This window comes from Pseudomonas sp. ABFPK (genome assembly GCF_001586765.1).
GTDB lineage: Bacteria > Pseudomonadota > Gammaproteobacteria > Pseudomonadales > Pseudomonadaceae > Aquipseudomonas > Aquipseudomonas asiatica.
In genome coordinates, this window is the sequence record NZ_LQXW01000015.1 from 1 (window position 1) to 15,798 (window position 15,798).

Here is a 15,798-nt window from a genome sequence, read left to right on the forward strand (position 1 = left end):
TCGCTACGGGCCTGCTCCCGGGAGTACGCGCTGCAGGCCCCATCCATGGGGCCTCAGCGCTTGACGGGCATCCATGCCCGTCACCTCCCTCCGCAGTCCCTTCGCTCGGCCTCCTGAAGTCGCAATCGGTGGCGCCTGAACTATCGCGCGCTTAGAAGCAAAAGCAACGGCAACGGCAGTTGGAAAGTTGCCGGGAACCTGGCGAATGTCACCGACCTCTCAATTCATAGGCCCTGTTAGGAGGACGCCGCCCCATGAAACACCTGACGCCTTGGTTATTGGCCGCCAGCCTGACTGCCTGCGGCGAAACCGCCCTGCTGAATGTACTCGACGGCAGTGGTCCAACCCCCCAGCTGCCTGCTCCGGTCAAGACAACCCTCCCCACGGTGAATATCGCCCCGGCAGTGGGCTGGCCCAAGGACGCCAAGCCCGAGGCAGCACCAGGCACTCAGGTGAAAGCGTTCGCCAGCGGGCTCGACCACCCTCGCTGGCTATACCTGCTGCCCAACGGCGACGTCCTGGTGGCCGAAACCAATGCCCCGCCCAAGCCCGAAGATGGCAAGGGCCTGCGCGGCTGGGTCATGAAGAAGGTGATGAAGCGGGCAGGCGCAGGCGTACCCAGCGCAAACCGCATTACCCTGCTACGTGATGCCGACCACGACGGCGTGGCTGAAATCCGTACAACCTTCATCGAAGAGCTCAACTCTCCGTTCGGCATGGCGCTGGTCGGCAAGGACCTGTATATCGCCAACACCGACAGGCTGCTGCGCTTTCACTATGAGCCCGGTGCCATGCAAATTCGCAATGAAGGCCAGCCAGTGGTCGAGTTGCCAGGCGGGCCGCTCAACCACCACTGGACCAAGAACGTCATCGCCAGCCCCGATGGCAAGAAGCTTTTCGTGACGGTCGGCTCCAACAGCAACGTAGGCGAAAACGGTATGGACAAGGAACAGGGGCGCGCCGCGATCTGGGAAGTGGACCCCACCAGCGGCCAGCACCGCCTGTTCGCCACCGGCCTGCGCAACCCTAACGGCCTGGCATGGGAGCCACACAGCGGCGCGTTGTGGACGGCAGTCAACGAGCGTGACGAGATCGGTAGCGATCTTGTACCGGACTACATCACTTCCGTGAGGGACGGCGGTTTCTATGGTTGGCCCTACAGCTACTACGGCCGCCACGTGGACGAGCGCGTGCAACCGACAGCGCCTGAAAAAGTAGCCCAGGCACTGGTGCCCGACTACGCCGTGGGCCCACACACGGCATCGCTGGGGCTGGCATTCGCCGAACCGAACGGGCTACCACCGCCCTTCGAACAAGGGGCATTCGTGGGCCAGCACGGGTCGTGGAACCGCAAGCCACACAGTGGCTACAAGGTGATTTTCGTGCCGTTCGACCCATCAGGAAAGCCCTCGGGCAAGCCCGTAGACCTGCTTACCGGTTTTCTGGATGAGCATGGCAAGGCCCAAGGGCGCCCGGTCGGCGTAATCACCGACGGGCGTGGCGGCGTGCTGGTAGCCGATGATGTCGGCAACGTGGTCTGGCGGGTGAGCAAAGCCCCGCCTGTCCTCAGGGGTTCTGCGCCAGATGCCCTTGCGGAATGACGCGCTTGGCCTGCAGGTAAGCCTTGGCCCAGTAGCTGTTGGACAGGTAGTCCAGGCGCACCGTGCCACCGCTGGAAGGTGCATGCACGAAGCGCCCTTCCCCGACATAGATGCCCGCATGGCTGACCTGCGAGCCGCCACTGGTGGCGAAGAACACCAGGTCGCCGGACTGCAGCGACTTGGCATCCACGGTTGGCGCGCGCATTACGATCATCTCACGCGTCGAACGCGGCAGGCTTATGCCGGCAGCATCACGATAGACGTACTTGATCAGGCCACTGCAATCGAAACCGGAGTCCGGCGTATTGCCACCCCAGCGATAAGGCGTGCCCACCAGGCCGATGGCACGCATCAGCACGTCATCGGCAATCGGCGAAGGGCTGGGCTGGCTATAGGTTACCTGCGGCTGTACCACAGGGGCCGGCGCAGGCGCACGGCTGGAGCAGGCAGCCAGCAAGGCTGCCAAGGAGAGAAATGCGAAGCGCGCCATCTTTACCATGGCCAGAACATCCTGTCTGAGTCCGCTGGGCCGCAGCCGAAAAGAGTTGAGAAATTAGATTAGACGTTTTCTATAAATGCGCACGGCGGCGAGCTTTTCTTCAAAGCATCGCCGCCGCGGCAAGGTACATCATTTTGCCATCAGTTGCGCGCGATATTGGTGGTCGGCGCCATGGCCAAGGCACGCTTGGCTTCGATGAAGGTCTTGCTCCAGTAGCGGTCACCGAGGCTGTCGATGCGCACGCCACCGCTGCGGCGGCTGCTGGAGTGGATGAACTGGTTGTCACCCAGGTAGATGCCAGCATGGCTGACACGGCCGCGACCATTGGTGCTGAAGAACAGCAGGTCACCTGGCTTGAGCTTGTTGCGGGCCACTTTCGGGGCATCGACGTTGATCATTTCACGCGTGGAACGCGGCAAGGTCACGCCCGCCTCTTCGCGGAACAGATAGCCGATGAAACCACTGCAGTCGAAGCCGGACTTCTCCGAGGTACCGCCGAAGCGGTAGCGGGTGCCGATCAGCGACATGCCGCGCTCGAGAATGCTGTCAGCCAGAGCTGGCAACTGGTATGGCTTGTTGCTGGAGAAAGCCTCCAGGTCATCTTCGGTAGCCAGCTCTTCCGGCTCGCCGAATACCGACGAGGACGAGGCTTTGGCCTTGAACGCCGATTGTGCGGCGATCGGGGAGTGATCCTGGGGCTGCAGCTCTGAATGAGAAGCTGGGCCTTGGGCCGCGCAGCCAAAAAGCAGGGTCACGAGTGCGAGTGGCACGAGGGGTGCGAAGCGCTTCAGCATGGGCACGACCGTGTCTGTAATCCTTTAGAAGGGTGAAACTATGCCCTCTATCATGGCCATTTGCAAATTTTATCGAAAAAGATGTGACTTTTTCGTTTTGCCGCTCTGGCCCAGCGTTTTCGGGGTTACCAGCCCAGGGTTTCTTTGAGGAAAGGGATGGTGAGCTTGCGCTGTGCCTGCAACGAGGCCTGATCGAGGCGTTCCAGCAGGTCGAACAACGCGCTCATGCTGCGTGCGCCGCGGGTGAGGATGAAGTGGCCGACTTCGTCGGTAAGGTGCAGGCCGCGGCGCGAAGCACGCAGTTGCAGGGCACGCAGCTTGTCTTCATCGGACAGGCCACGCATCTGGAACACCAGGGCCAGGGTCAGCCGCGACTTCAGGTCCGGCAGCTTGATCGGCAGTTCGCGCGGCGATGCCGAGGCGGCCAGCAGCAGGCGCCGGCCGCTGTCACGCAGGCGGTTGAACAGGTGGAACATGGCCTCTTCCCAGTCAGCCTTGCCGGCGATCACGTGCAGGTCGTCGATGCACACCAGTTCATACTGGGCCAGGTAGTCGAGCAGCCCTACGCCACGATCGAGCAATTGCGCCAGCGGCAGGTAGACGGCTGGCTCGCCGCGTTGCTGGAAGCGGTGGGTAGCGGCCTGTAGCAGGTGGGTACGGCCAACACCTTGCTTGCCCCACAGGTAGATAAGGCTCTCGGTCCAGCCGGCGTCGGCTTCGCATAGCCGCTCGACGTAGCCCAATGCCGCAGCATTGGCGCCCGGATAGTAGTTGATGAAGGTGGCGTCATCGCGCAGGCGCACACCCAGGGGCAACTGGATCGGTGGTTTCATGCTCGCGGGCGGTCGACAGGACCGCAGGGGGCCTTTGGTGAACAATGTGCAAAGTCTATACCCGCAGCGCGGGGCGCACAATCACGGCAGCAGATAGCACAAGTAAAATCAACGAGTTGCGCTTTTTTTGGCTGTTTTGGGGCTGCTTTGCAGCCCCAATTTTCTTAACTGGCCGGCATTAAGGCGGCCCCAGGGTCACAACTCCGGGTCGATATCCCCGGCATACATGTCCGATTCCTTGTACAAGTCATGCACATGCCGCAGCAGCACCATGATCACCGCCGCCACCGGCAGCGCCAGCAACACCCCGGTAAAGCCGAACAGCTCACCGCCGGCCAGGATCGCGAAAATCACCGCAACCGGGTGCAGGCCAATGCGGTCACCGACCAGCAGCGGGGTCAGCACCATGCCTTCCAGCGCCTGGCCGACCATGAACACTGCGACGATACCCAGCATCGGGTACAGGTCGCCGCCAAACTGGAACAGGCCAGCCACCAAGGCCGCGCCGATCCCGATGATGAAACCCATGTACGGCACGATGGCAGCCAACCCGGCGAGCATGCCGATCAGTAGCCCCAGTTCCAGCCCCACCAGCATCAGCCCGGCCGAATAGATGATGCCCAAGGCCACCATCACCATCAATTGCCCGCGCACGAACGCCCCCAGCACCTCATGGCATTCGCCTGCAAGGTCCATCACTTGCGGCTCACGCTGGCGCGGCAGCAGGCCACGCAGCTTGGCCATCATCAGGTCCCAGTCGCGCAGCAGATAGAAACCCACCACCGGGATCAGCACCATGTTGGCCAGCCAGGCCATCAGCGCCAGGCTCGAGGCAGTGGCATGGGACAGCAGCACACCGACGATATCGGTGGTCTGGCCCATGTGCGAGCCGATGGCGGCCTTGATCTTGTCGAACTTCCAGAAGCCGTCAGCCAGGCCCAGGCGGCTCTGCACCCAGGGCAGCGCCACGTGCTCGAGCCAGTCGAGCATCTGCGGCGCCAGTTCGTACAGGCGCACCAGCTGCTTGGCCAGCAGCGGCACCAGAACCAGCAGCAAGGCCAGCAACAGCAAGGTGAACAGGCCGAACACCACCACTACGCCCCAGGTGCGCGACAGCCCCAGGCGCTCCAGGCGGTCGACCAGCGGGTCGGCCAGATAGGCCAGCAGCACGCCGACCAGGAACGGGGTAAGAATGTTGTGCAGGCTGTAAAGCAGCACGGCGACCAGCAGGGCAACGCCCAGCCAGATCCAACGACGTACGTCGGTCACGGTGTGCTCCCCTTACCAGCGAAAACGCAAACCGTCGAACGGCTTGGGTGCTGGCTGGGCCGGCACTGGTTGCCCAGCGCCGGCAGCGTCTGCCGGAGCTGGAGGGGGCTGCACAGCGGGCGCCTGCTCTACCGGTACTTCCTGCAGCTTGGCCAGGCCAAGCTGGGCGCGCAGCTGTTCGCGGTTGGCGGTCACACCGTAGGTCAGGGTGCTGCCTTCGGCCATCTGCAGGCGCGGGCCAAAGGGTTCGAGCACGCGGGCCAGCTCGGCGTAGCGCTGCAGGTTCATCCCCTGCACTTGCAACTGCAACTGGCTGCTGGCCCCCGGGCGGGTGACGTAGCGCGGCGCCAGGCGGCTGCTGAGCGCCAGCATCACGGCGTCGGCCAGCGCTGCCGGGTCGGCACCCTCGGCGGTGCCTTGCTCACGCTGGTCACCCAGCCAAAGCTGCCATTTGCCCTGCCATTTGCCGTCGGCTTCCCGGGCATGCACCGCCAGCAAGGCATCGGCGCCGTAGCGCCCTGAGGCGTCGCGCAGCGCCGCAGGGTCACTGCCTTCGATCTGCTCGGCATTGGCCACCAATTGCTCCTGCAAGTCGGCCAGCGGCAGCCGCAACGGCAGGCCACGGTGCTGGGCGGCACGACGCAGGGGCTGGGCGCTGGCTTGGCCATCACCTACCAGGTTGCTGCCTTCGACACTGTCGTTCAGCCACCAGCCGAGAATCGAGGGCCGGTTGCTGCCCCACAATGCCAGGCCGGCCTTGCGCAAGGCCCGTTCGGTACTGCCAGGGTCGAACTCGACCAACACCGACTCGGGTGGCCCGGCTTCGCTGGCGACCTGGTTGATGATTTGCTGCGGGTCCTTGCGCAAAGCGGCCAATGCCGGGCTTTGTGCCGCCTTGGGGTCGCCGGTCAGGCGCGTTACCAGGGTATCGAGAGCCTGGATGGTAGCCGCGGCACGGGCTTCGGCGCCCTGCCCTGTGACCGGCTCGCGCACCTGGTAAAGGCCGGAGACATTTTCAGCCTGGGCACTGGCCGAGATCAGGGCCAGGCAACCGACTGCCAGAATATTGAAGAGACGCATGGAGGATTCCTGTCCATTTACCGCAATGCCTATACCTTATACACGGGGGCGAAAGGTAACCAGTCGCGAGGATGAAAGATTGGTTGCGGAGATTGCCTGGGAAATGTGATGGGTCTGACAGGTGTTCGCCGCAACAGGTTCAGCGCCTGCGCGTGCATGGCGCGGCCCTTGTGGCGCCTGCGAGATCGAGCGCCGCCCGCGCGGCGCTTCGCAGCACAAGGCTGCTCCTACATCTGTTTCGGGCCAGTTATTCCTGGGGCAGACGCGCACGGGCCCTTGGTGTCCACCTCGATATCGTGCCGGACAAACAAGGCGGTCGCGTGCACTGGCACAGGCGTTACTGGCCCGAAACAAATGTAGGAGCAGCCTTGTGCTGCGAAGCGCCGCGCGGGCGGCGCTCGATCTAACAGGCGCCACACCTCTCGTGGCGAACACCCCCAACTTTTTACCTATTTTCATGCCCTGCCCGTCGGCCTGAGGATGGCCGCTGCCCGGCAACCCTGATAAAATCGCGCGCCTTCACAGACCACTGACGTTTCAGGCAGCCGCCGCTTACCAGCCGGCCTTGGCCGTCATGGTCGTTTTTAAGAATCCCTCCCTCCTAAAGGCCTGGATCAATGAGCAAGCAACCCTCCCTGAGCTACAAGGACGCCGGTGTAGACATCGACGCCGGCGAAGCACTGGTCGAACGCATCAAGGGCGTGGCAAAACGCACCGCACGCCCTGAAGTCATGGGTGGCCTGGGCGGCTTCGGCGCCCTCTGCGAGATCCCGGCCGGCTACAAGCAGCCGGTGCTGGTCTCCGGCACCGACGGCGTCGGCACCAAGCTGCGCCTGGCACTGAACCTGAACAAGCACGACAGCATCGGCCAGGACCTGGTCGCCATGTGCGTCAACGACCTGGTCGTGTGCGGCGCCGAGCCGCTGTTCTTCCTCGACTACTATGCCACCGGCAAACTGAACGTCGACGTGGCCGCCACCGTGGTCACCGGCATCGGTGCCGGTTGCGAACTGGCCGGCTGCTCGCTGGTCGGTGGTGAAACCGCCGAAATGCCTGGCATGTACGAAGGCGAAGACTACGACCTGGCCGGCTTCTGCGTCGGCGTGGTGGAAAAGGCCGAGATCATCGACGGCTCCAAGGTTGCCACCGGCGACGCACTGATCGCCCTGCCGTCCTCGGGCCCGCACTCCAACGGCTACTCGCTGATCCGCAAGATCCTCGAAGTGTCCGCCACCGACATCGAGAACACCCAGCTGGACGGCAAGCCGCTGACCGACCTGCTGATGGCGCCGACCCGCATCTACGTCAAGCCGCTGCTGCAACTGATCAAGAACACCGGCGCGGTCAAGGCCATGGCCCACATCACCGGTGGCGGCCTGCTGGACAACATCCCGCGCGTACTGCCGGCCAACGCCCAGGCGGTCATCGACGTGGCCAGCTGGCAGCGCCCGGCGGTGTTCGACTTCCTGCAGGAAAAAGGCAACGTCGACGAGCATGAAATGCACCGCGTGCTGAACTGCGGCGTCGGCATGGTCATCTGCGTGGCCCAGGACCAGGTAGAAGCAGCCCTGAACGAACTGCGCGCCGCTGGCGAGCAGCCATGGGTGATCGGCCACATCGCCGAAGCCGCCGAAGGCGCTGCCCAGGTCGAGCTGCAAAACCTCAAGGCACACTGATGCCAAGCAAGACCTGCAATGTAGTGGTACTGCTGTCGGGCTCCGGCAGCAACCTGCAAGCCCTGATCGACAGCTGCCAAGGCCAGGACAGCCCGGTGCGCATCCGTGCGGTGGTTTCCAACCGCGCCGATGCCTACGGCCTGCAACGCGCCGCGGCGGCCGGCATCGACAGCGTCGTGCTCGAGCACACCCAGTTCGACGGCCGTGAAGCCTTCGATGCCGCGCTGATGGCGCGCATCGACGGTTTCGCCCCCGACCTGGTGGTGCTGGCCGGTTTCATGCGCATCCTCAGTGGCGACTTCGTGCGCCACTACCAGGGCCGCCTGCTCAACATCCACCCGTCGCTGCTGCCCAAGTACAAGGGCCTGCATACCCACCGTCGGGCGCTGGAGGCAGGCGACGCCGAGCACGGCTGCAGCGTACACTTCGTGACTGAGGAACTCGATGGCGGCCCTCTGGTCGTACAGGCTGTGGTACCGGTGGTGCCTGACGATACCGTCGAAAGCCTGGCCCAGCGGGTACACCGCCAGGAACACCTGATTTACCCGCTGGCGGTGCGCTGGTTCGCAGAAGGGCGCTTGCGCCTTGGCGAACAGGGTGCATTACTGGATGGCCAGCCCCTGGCGGCCAGCGGTCACTTGATTCGATCCTAGGAGAATTTATGCGTCGCGCCCTGCTCTTGGCTCTCGCCGTGCTCGCCCTGCCCCTCCAGGCAGCTGATCTGAAGCCTTTCTCGGCCAGCTATACCGCAGACTGGAAGCAACTGCCCATGAGCGGCACCGCCGAGCGCAGCCTGGTCAAGAATGCCAACGGTACCTGGGACCTTAATTTCAAGGCTTCCATGATGATCGCCAGCCTGACCGAGCAAAGCACCCTGCGCATGGACAACGACACCCTGCTGCCACAGAAGTACCACTTCGAGCGTGGTGGCCTGGGCAAGGCCAAGAAGGTTGACCTGACTTTCGACTGGAACAGCAAAAAGGTCACCGGCAGCGACCGTGGCGATGCCATCAACCTGCCGCTGAACCGTGGTGTGCTGGACAAGTCGTCCTACCAGTTGGCCCTGCAACATGACTTGGCCGCCGGCAAGAAGAGCATGACCTACCAGGTGGTCGATGGTGACGAGATCGACACCTACGACTTCCGCGTGCTGGGCACCGAAAAGGTCACTACCAAGACTGGCCAGGTCGATGCGGTGAAGGTCGAGCGCGTGCGCGACCCAAGCCAGAGCAAGCGCATCACCGAGCTGTGGTTCGCCAAGAACTGGGACTACCTGCTGGTGCAACTGCGCCAGGTCGAGACCGATGGCAAGGAATACGTGATCGTGCTGCAGGATGGCACGGTCGATGGCAAGCCGGTGAAGGGCAACTGAGCCAGCGCTGCCAGCAGCACCCGAAGCCCCGCCTTGTGCGGGGCTTTTTTCTGCACTGGAGAAGGCGCGCTCTTGTGGGAGCGGCCTTGCGTCGCGAAAGGGGCGCGCAGCGGCCCCACGGCCTCTGCCCTGACTCAGGGTGCCGGGGCCGCTCTGCGGCCGTTTCGCGACACAAGGCCGCTCCCACATTTGACTGCGCTCCGGCTTCCATGAAACTTGTTTCATGCCGGTTTTATTTACTTAGCCTGCTAACAAACTCTATAAAGAGGTTGTGCGACACAGTGTCGCAGCCAACTGAAACAGTGGAGTTTAACGATGACAGTCCAAGTAACCGAACGCGACGAATCGAAAATGTCCCACGAAGGCCTGGCCGCTGGTGTGCGGATCTGGGATGTGCACCAACAGGGCCAACTGGTGGGGATGTTCCACAACGAACATGAAGCGCATCAGTACCGTACAGAGCTGGAAAACCTGGAAAACCAGCGCGCCACGCAATGACCCATCTTCAAATGAAAAACCCCGCCAAGGCGGGGTTTTTCGTGGTTACCACATCAGATCATCAGGGATCTTGTAGGCTGCGTACGGGTCGTCCTCGTCCGCTTCCTCGACATGGGTGTTCAGCAGCAGGACACGGCCAGGGTCGCGCTCCTGGATCTTCAATGCCGCCTCACGAGGGATCACCTCATAGCCGCCGGCAAACGACACCACGGCCAGCGCACCATTGCTCAGCTTGGTCCGCATCAGGGCATTGACGGCAATGCGCTTGACCTTCTTGTCGTCGACGAAGTTGTAGTAGTCCTCGGTGCTCAGCTTCGGCAGGCGAGTCGCTTCGATCAACTGCTTGATCTGCGCGGCGCGGGCCTTCTGCTCGGCTTTTTCCTGCTGCTGGCGGTTCAGTTCCTGGTCACGCTTGGCTTTCTCGGCCATGGCTTCCTTGGCCATGCGCTGCTGGCTGTCGTCCACCTCGACCTGGCCTTTGTGCTCCAGGCGTTTCTGTTTCTTCTCGGCCTTGTTGGCCTGGGAAACCTGTTTCTGGTTGACCAGACCGGCTTTGAGCAGTTGGTCGCGAAGGGAAAGGCTCATGAATGTTCACTCACTTATGCAACAGCTCAGCCGCAGCTGGGCAGGTTCTTTTCCTGACGTTTGGCTTCACCCCAAAGGGCGTCCAGTTCATCAAGGTTACAATCTTCGATGGGGCGGCCACTGTCGCGCAATGCCTGTTCGATGAAGCGGAAACGCCGCTCGAACTTGCGATTGGCACGGCGCAGGGCGTGTTCCGGGTCATGCTTGAGGTGGCGGGCCAGGTTGACGGCGGCAAACAACAGGTCGCCGATTTCATCCTCGAGCGCATCGGCATCGCCGTCGGCCATGGCCTGCAGTACTTCGTCCAGCTCTTCGCGCACCTTGTCCAGCACCGGCAATGCCGCAGGCCAGTCGAAACCGACCGTGGCCGCGCGCTTTTGCAGTTTGGCTGCCCGCGACAACGCCGGCAATGCCGCTGGTACGTCGTCGAGCAACGACAGCTGTTCGGGCTGGCTCTTTTCCGCGCGCTCTTCAGCCTTGATTTCTTCCCAGCGTGACTTGACCTGGGCCTCGTCCAGGCTGGGGGTGTCCACCGGCGCATACAGCTCGCCGGTGGGGAATACATGCGGGTGACGGCGAATGAGCTTGCGGGTGATGCTGTCGACCACGCCGTCGAACTCGAAACGCCCCTCCTCGCGGGCCAGCTGGCTGTAGTAGACCACCTGGAACAGCAGGTCGCCCAGCTCACCTTGCAGGTGCTCGAAGTCGCCACGCTCGATGGTATCGGCAACCTCGTAGGCCTCTTCGATGGTGTGCGGGACGATGCTCGCGTAGTTCTGCTTCAGGTCCCACGGGCAGCCGTACTGCGGGTCGCGCAGGCGGGCCATGAGGTGCAGCAGGTCTTCGAGGGTGTAGGTCATTCAGGCAGGTCCTTCGGTGGTGGCTTCTTCGCGGGCTTGCCCGCTCCCACAGGATGCATGCAGGTTTCGAAATCTGCATCTTGCCTGTGGGAGCGGGCAAGCCCGCGAAGCAGGCACCGCGGTCTCAAGGTGTACGATTACGCCGCGTCTCGATGATGTTGGGCAACTGCGAGATCCGCCCCAGCAGGCGCCCCAGCGCATCCAGGCCTGGAATCTCGATGGTCAGCGACATCAGCGCGGTGTTGTCTTCCTTGTTCGAGCGGGTGTTCACCGCAAGCACGTTGATCTTTTCGTTCAGCAGCACTTGCGACACATCGCGCAGCAAGCCCGGGCGGTCGTAGGCACGGATGACGATGTCGACCGGGTAGGTCTGCACCGGGATCGGCCCCCAGCTTACCTGGATCATGCGCTCCGGTTCCTTGCCCGCCAACTGCAGCACCGAAGCGCAGTCCTGGCGGTGGATGCTCACACCGCGGCCCTGAGTGATGTAGCCGACGATGGCGTCGCCCGGCAGCGGCTGGCAGCAGCCGGCCATCTGCGTCAGCAGGTTGCCGACACCCTGGATCTGGATGTCGCCACGCTTGCCGGTACGCGGCCCGGTAGGCTTGCGCGGTACCAGTTCGATCTGCTCGATGCGCTCGGGCTCAAGCAGTTGCTGGGCGGCGTTGACCAGGTGCGCCAGGCGCAGGTCGCCGGCACCGAGCGAGGCGAACATGTCCTCGGCGGTCTTGACGTTGGTCTTCTCGGCCAGGCGCTCGAAATCCACCTGGGGCAGGCCCAGGCGGCTGAGCTCGCGTTCGAGCAAGGTCTTGCCGGCAGCGACGTTCTGGTCGCGGGCCTGCAGCTTGAACCAGTGCACGATTTTAGCCCGTGCCCGCGAGGTAGTGACGTAGCCCAGGTTGGAGTTCAACCAGTCACGGCTGGGATTGCCGTGCTTGCTGGTGATGATCTCGACCTGCTCGCCGGTCTGCAGGCTGTAGTTGAGCGGCACGATGCGCCCGTTGATCTTGGCGCCGCGGCAGTTGTGGCCGATTTCGGTGTGCACGCGGTAGGCGAAGTCCAGCGGCGTGGCACCCTTTGGCAAGTCGATGGCGTGGCCGTCCGGGGTGAACACATAGACCCGGTCCGGCTCGATGTCGACCCGCAGCTGCTCGGCCAGGCCACCGATGTCGCCCAGCTCTTCGTGCCACTCCAGCACTTGGCGCAGCCAGGAGATCTTCTCTTCGTAATGGTTGGAGCTGGACTTGACGTCGGTGCCCTTGTAGCGCCAGTGGGCACATACCCCAAGCTCGGCTTCCTCGTGCATGCCGTGGGTACGGATCTGCACTTCCAGCACCTTGCCCTCGGGGCCGATCACCGCAGTGTGCAGCGAGCGATAGCCGTTCTCCTTGGGGTTGGCGATGTAATCGTCGAACTCCTTGGGGATATGCCGCCACAGGGTATGCACGATGCCCAACGCGGTGTAGCAGTCGCGAATTTCCGGCACCAGCACGCGTACCGCGCGCACGTCGTAGATCTGGCTGAATTCCAGGCCTTTGCGCTGCATCTTGCGCCAGATCGAATAGATATGTTTCGCCCGGCCGCTGATGTCGGCCTTGACGCCAGTGGCCAGCAGCTCGTTCTGCAGCTGGTTCATAACCTCGCTGATGAACCGCTCGCGGTCCAACCGGCGCTCGTGCAGCAGCTTGGCGATCTGTTTGTACTGGTCGGGTTCGAGGTAGCGGAAGGAAAGGTCTTCCAACTCCCACTTGATGTGGCCGATACCCAGGCGGTGCGCCAGCGGCGCATAGATATCGAACACCTCGCGCGCGACACGCAGGCGTTTCTCGTCGTCGGCGGCCTTGACCGCACGGATCGCGCAGGTGCGCTCGGCCAGCTTGATCAGCGCCACGCGCACGTCGTCGACCATGGCCACGAGCATCTTGCGCAGGTTCTCGACCTGCGCCTGCGAGCCCAGCACCAGCGATTGGCGCGGGCTGAGGCTGGCGCTGATGGCGGCCATGCGCAGCACACCGTCGATCAGCTTGGACACTACCGGGCCAAAGCGCTGGCTGACCTCGGCCAGCGTCACCTTGCCCTCGCGCACCGAGCGGTAGATGACCGCCGCCACCAGGGAATCCTGGTCGAGCTTGAGGTCGGCTAGGATTTCCGCGATCTCAAGGCCCGCCTGGAAGCTGGACGTACCGTCCGCCCAGGAATGCTTGGCCGGGTTGCCCTTTTTCTCGACTTCATGGGCAAACTCGCAGGCCTCTTTCAGCGCTGCGCGATCCAGTGCCGAATCGACGCTTACCACATGGTCCAACCATGCTTCGAGATTGATACTGCCGTCGGTGTTGACCGGCTGGTGCACTCTCACCTGTACCATCTTTGTTTTACCTTTCCATACAGCACACCACACGGGTGCGCTGGCGATCACCGTGCGGCCACCATTCCATGAAAGCCGCACCAAGGGGCCAGTCAGCTAGCCCGCTTCGAATAACGCCATGGCCTCGACATGCGCCGTCTGAGGAAACATGTCGAGAATCCCGGCCCTTTTTAACCGGTACCCCTGGCCGACCAGCACCTGCGCGTCTCGCGCCAGCGTGGCCGGGTTGCACGATACATAGACCAGCCTTCTGGCCTTGAGGCGGGCGATGCCTTGCACCACCTCGAAAGCACCGTCGCGCGGTGGATCCAAGAGTACCGCAGAAAAGCCCTCGGCGGCCCATCCGGCACCCGCCAAAGGCTGCGATAAATCGGCCTGAAAAAACCGTGCGTTATGCACATTGTTGTTCCGGGCATTGGCCGCGGCCCGATCGACCATGGCCTGCACTCCTTCCACTGCCACTACCTCGCGCGCCTGCCGGGCCAGTGGCAGGGCGAAGTTGCCCAGGCCGCAGAACAGGTCCAGCACGCGCTCGTCGGCCTGCGGTGCGAGCCAGGCCAGCGCCTGCTCTATCATCGCCGTGTTGACCTGGGCATTCACCTGTACGAAGTCACCTGGGCGCCAGGCCAGTTCCAACTGCCAGGGCGCCAGGGCAAAGCCCAGCTGCGCGGCCGGGTCCACTGGCGCCGGCTCCCCTTCGCCCTGCAGCCACAACTGGGCATTGGCCTGTTCGCAGAACGCCTGCAGCCTGGCCAGGTCTTCGGCGGGCAACGGCGCGACATGGCGCACCAGCAGCGCCTCGGCAGTACCGCTGAACAGTTCCACATGGCCCAGCGCCTGCGGCTTGCTCAGCGAGCGCAGCACGGTCGGTAAATGGCGCAGAATCGACTGCAAGGGCTGTACCAGCACCGCGCAATCGTCGATGGCAATGATGTCCTGGCTGGCTTCGGCACGGAAGCCGACCTCCAGCTGACGCGCCTTGGCGTCCCAGCGCACGGCCACGCGGGCGCGGCGCCGGTAGCCGAACTCCGGCCCACTCAGCGGTGCGGCCCATTCCTCGGGCTGCACGCCGGCCACCCGCTGCAGCTGCTCTGCCAGGGTGCGCTGCTTGAGCGCCAGTTGCGCTTCGTGCGGCAGGTGCTGCAGGTTGCAGCCTCCGCAACGCTCGTAATACCGGCACGGTGCCTGACGGCGTTCGGGGCTGGCCTGCAGCAGGCGCTCCAGGCGGGCCTCGACCACTTTGCCACGGGCATTGAGCACCCGCGCCTCAACGGCCTCACCGGCCAGGGCGCCGCTGACGAACCAGGTGCGCCCTTCGTGGAAGGCAATGCCCCGGCCGTCACCGGCCAGGCGCTCGATTTCCAGGCGCTGCTTCTTGCCCACCGGGACCTGGGGGCTGCGGTTGCCGCCGGCCGGCTGGAAGCGCAGGCCGCTGTTGCTTTTCTTCTTGGACATTTAGCTCGGGTCGAACAGGCCGGTAGACAGGTAACGATCGCCACGGTCGCAGATGATCGCGACCATCGTGGCATTTTCCACCTCGCGGGACAGGCGCAGCATGGCCGCGACTGCACCACCGGAAGACACGCCGCAGAAAATGCCCTCTTCACGGGCAAGGCGGCGGGTGGTTTCCTCGGCTTCCTGCTGCGACATGTCGACCACGCGGTCGACACGGCTGGCGTCGAAGATTTTCGGCAGGTATTCCTCGGGCCAGCGGCGGATGCCCGGAATTGCCGAGCCTTCCATTGGTTGCAGGCCAATGATCTGCACCGCCGGGTTTTGTTCCTTGAGGTACTGCGAGCAGCCCATGATGGTACCGGTGGTACCCATGGAGCTGACGAAATGGGTGATGGTGCCCTGGGTCTGCTGCCAGATCTCGGGGCCGGTGCTGTTGTAGTGGGCGATGGGGTTGTCGCCGTTGGCGAACTGGTCCAGCACCAGGCCGCGACCTTCGGCCTGCAGCTTCTCGGCCAGGTCACGGGCGCCTTCCATGCCCTCTTCCTTGGTCACCAGGATCAGCTCGGCGCCGTAGGCGGTCATGGCGGCCTTGCGCTCGGCGGTGGAGTTGTCGGGCATGATCAGGATCATCTTGTAGCCCTTGATCGCCGCAGCCATCGCCAGGGCGATGCCGGTGTTGCCGGAGGTGGCTTCGATCAGGGTGTCGCCGGGCTTGATCTGGCCGCGCAGTTCGGCGCGGGTAATCATCGACAGTGCCGGGCGGTCCTTCACCGAGCCGGCGGGATTGTTACCTTCGAGCTTGAGCAGGTGGGTGTTGCTGGTTTCGCCAGCGATACGCTGCAGGCGAACCAGGGGCGTATTGCCGACGCAATCGGCGATGGTTGGGTACTGCAAGGTCATGGCGTATTTCA

Annotated in this window: 15 protein-coding genes; 5 read left to right on the forward strand and 10 right to left on the reverse strand. The window is 63.5% G+C overall.

Going from position 1 to position 15,798, the window contains the following annotated elements; genetic code table 11:
- Window positions 1–254: 254 nt before the first annotated feature.
- The gene (locus WM94_RS12050) at window positions 255–1,601 is read left to right on the forward strand and encodes a sorbosone dehydrogenase family protein (RefSeq protein ID WP_061551290.1); all 1,347 of its coding nucleotides are present in this window, start codon (window positions 255–257) and stop codon (window positions 1,599–1,601) included.
- On the opposite strand, the gene WM94_RS12055 is transcribed toward WM94_RS12050, so the two are convergent.
- From WM94_RS12055 to WM94_RS12075, 5 genes are all read right to left on the reverse strand, one after another.
- Entirely contained in the window at window positions 1,567–2,100 is a 534-nt protein-coding gene (locus tag WM94_RS12055) for a C40 family peptidase (RefSeq protein WP_013971371.1), read from the reverse strand. The two genes, WM94_RS12050 and WM94_RS12055, sit on opposite strands and share 35 nt — an antisense overlap.
- 140 nt (window positions 2,101–2,240) lie before the next feature.
- Window positions 2,241–2,894 carry a C40 family peptidase gene (locus WM94_RS12060; protein WP_061551291.1) on the reverse strand — a complete coding sequence of 218 codons (654 nt, stop codon included), beginning with the start codon at window positions 2,892–2,894 and terminating at the stop codon, window positions 2,241–2,243.
- Between the two features lie 125 nt (window positions 2,895–3,019).
- Window positions 3,020–3,727 (reverse strand): DnaA regulatory inactivator Hda, encoded by a 708-nt coding sequence (gene hda, locus WM94_RS12065; protein ID WP_013971369.1) that lies wholly within the window; start codon window positions 3,725–3,727, stop codon window positions 3,020–3,022.
- Window positions 3,728–3,922: 195 nt separating this feature from the next.
- Window positions 3,923–4,996: an AI-2E family transporter gene (locus WM94_RS12070; RefSeq protein WP_061551292.1), complete on the reverse strand. Its 1,074-nt coding sequence runs from the start codon at window positions 4,994–4,996 to the stop codon at window positions 3,923–3,925.
- A gap of 12 nt (window positions 4,997–5,008) precedes the next feature.
- On the reverse strand, window positions 5,009–6,076 hold the full coding sequence (locus WM94_RS12075) for a DUF2066 domain-containing protein (protein ID WP_054573072.1): 1,068 nt from the start codon (window positions 6,074–6,076) through the stop codon (window positions 5,009–5,011).
- Between the two features lie 617 nt (window positions 6,077–6,693).
- Between WM94_RS12075 and purM the strand changes: the two genes are divergently transcribed.
- From purM to WM94_RS12095, 4 genes are all read left to right on the forward strand, one after another.
- A complete protein-coding gene (gene purM / locus WM94_RS12080; RefSeq protein WP_013971366.1) occupies window positions 6,694–7,752 on the forward strand; it encodes a phosphoribosylformylglycinamidine cyclo-ligase in 1,059 nt (352 codons plus the stop codon).
- On the forward strand, window positions 7,752–8,405 hold the full coding sequence (gene purN, locus WM94_RS12085) for a phosphoribosylglycinamide formyltransferase (protein ID WP_039615069.1): 654 nt from the start codon (window positions 7,752–7,754) through the stop codon (window positions 8,403–8,405). The genes purM and purN overlap by 1 nt, the downstream gene beginning before the upstream one ends.
- An 8-nt stretch (window positions 8,406–8,413) precedes the next feature.
- The gene (locus WM94_RS12090) at window positions 8,414–9,124 is read left to right on the forward strand and encodes a DUF3108 domain-containing protein (RefSeq protein ID WP_023662920.1); all 711 of its coding nucleotides are present in this window, start codon (window positions 8,414–8,416) and stop codon (window positions 9,122–9,124) included.
- Between the two features lie 315 nt (window positions 9,125–9,439).
- Entirely contained in the window at window positions 9,440–9,622 is a 183-nt protein-coding gene (locus tag WM94_RS12095; protein WP_003257734.1) for a hypothetical protein, read from the forward strand.
- 45 nt (window positions 9,623–9,667) lie between these two features.
- Here the strand turns inward: WM94_RS12095 and WM94_RS12100 are convergent, their stop codons facing one another.
- From WM94_RS12100 to cysM, 5 genes are all read right to left on the reverse strand, one after another.
- Window positions 9,668–10,207: a DUF2058 domain-containing protein gene (locus tag WM94_RS12100; protein WP_013971362.1), complete on the reverse strand. Its 540-nt coding sequence runs from the start codon at window positions 10,205–10,207 to the stop codon at window positions 9,668–9,670.
- Window positions 10,208–10,233: 26 nt separating this feature from the next.
- Window positions 10,234–11,067 (reverse strand): nucleoside triphosphate pyrophosphohydrolase, encoded by an 834-nt coding sequence (gene mazG, locus WM94_RS12105; RefSeq protein ID WP_015269232.1) that lies wholly within the window; start codon window positions 11,065–11,067, stop codon window positions 10,234–10,236.
- 124 nt (window positions 11,068–11,191) lie between these two features.
- Entirely contained in the window at window positions 11,192–13,432 is a 2,241-nt protein-coding gene (gene relA / locus WM94_RS12110) for a GTP diphosphokinase (protein WP_015269231.1), read from the reverse strand.
- Window positions 13,433–13,528: 96 nt separating this feature from the next.
- Complete coding sequence (rlmD, locus tag WM94_RS12115) at window positions 13,529–14,887, reverse strand: 23S rRNA (uracil(1939)-C(5))-methyltransferase RlmD (RefSeq protein ID WP_061551293.1); 1,359 nt, start codon at window positions 14,885–14,887, stop codon at window positions 13,529–13,531.
- On the reverse strand, window positions 14,888–15,787 hold the full coding sequence (gene cysM / locus WM94_RS12120; RefSeq protein WP_061551294.1) for a cysteine synthase CysM: 900 nt from the start codon (window positions 15,785–15,787) through the stop codon (window positions 14,888–14,890).
- Window positions 15,788–15,798: the final 11 nt, after the last annotated feature.

Bases quoted from the DNA above. Each gene is read 5' to 3' on its own strand.
- WM94_RS12050 (WP_061551290.1), top strand. From the start codon at position 255: ATGAAACACCTGACGCCTTGGTTATTGGCCGCCAGCCTGACTGCCTGC.
- WM94_RS12055 (WP_013971371.1), bottom strand. From the start codon at position 2,100: ATGGTAAAGATGGCGCGCTTCGCATTTCTCTCCTTGGCAGCCTTGCTG.
- WM94_RS12060 (WP_061551291.1), bottom strand. From the start codon at position 2,894: ATGCTGAAGCGCTTCGCACCCCTCGTGCCACTCGCACTCGTGACCCTG.
- hda (WP_013971369.1), bottom strand. From the start codon at position 3,727: ATGAAACCACCGATCCAGTTGCCCCTGGGTGTGCGCCTGCGCGATGAC.
- WM94_RS12075 (WP_054573072.1), bottom strand. From the start codon at position 6,076: ATGCGTCTCTTCAATATTCTGGCAGTCGGTTGCCTGGCCCTGATCTCG.
- purM (WP_013971366.1), top strand. From the start codon at position 6,694: ATGAGCAAGCAACCCTCCCTGAGCTACAAGGACGCCGGTGTAGACATC.
- purN (WP_039615069.1), top strand. From the start codon at position 7,752: ATGCCAAGCAAGACCTGCAATGTAGTGGTACTGCTGTCGGGCTCCGGC.
- WM94_RS12090 (WP_023662920.1), top strand. From the start codon at position 8,414: ATGCGTCGCGCCCTGCTCTTGGCTCTCGCCGTGCTCGCCCTGCCCCTC.
- WM94_RS12095 (WP_003257734.1), top strand. From the start codon at position 9,440: ATGACAGTCCAAGTAACCGAACGCGACGAATCGAAAATGTCCCACGAA.
- WM94_RS12100 (WP_013971362.1), bottom strand. From the start codon at position 10,207: ATGAGCCTTTCCCTTCGCGACCAACTGCTCAAAGCCGGTCTGGTCAAC.
- mazG (WP_015269232.1), bottom strand. From the start codon at position 11,067: ATGACCTACACCCTCGAAGACCTGCTGCACCTCATGGCCCGCCTGCGC.
- relA (WP_015269231.1), bottom strand. From the start codon at position 13,432: ATGGTACAGGTGAGAGTGCACCAGCCGGTCAACACCGACGGCAGTATC.
- rlmD (WP_061551293.1), bottom strand. From the start codon at position 14,887: ATGTCCAAGAAGAAAAGCAACAGCGGCCTGCGCTTCCAGCCGGCCGGC.
- cysM (WP_061551294.1), bottom strand. From the start codon at position 15,787: ATGACCTTGCAGTACCCAACCATCGCCGATTGCGTCGGCAATACGCCC.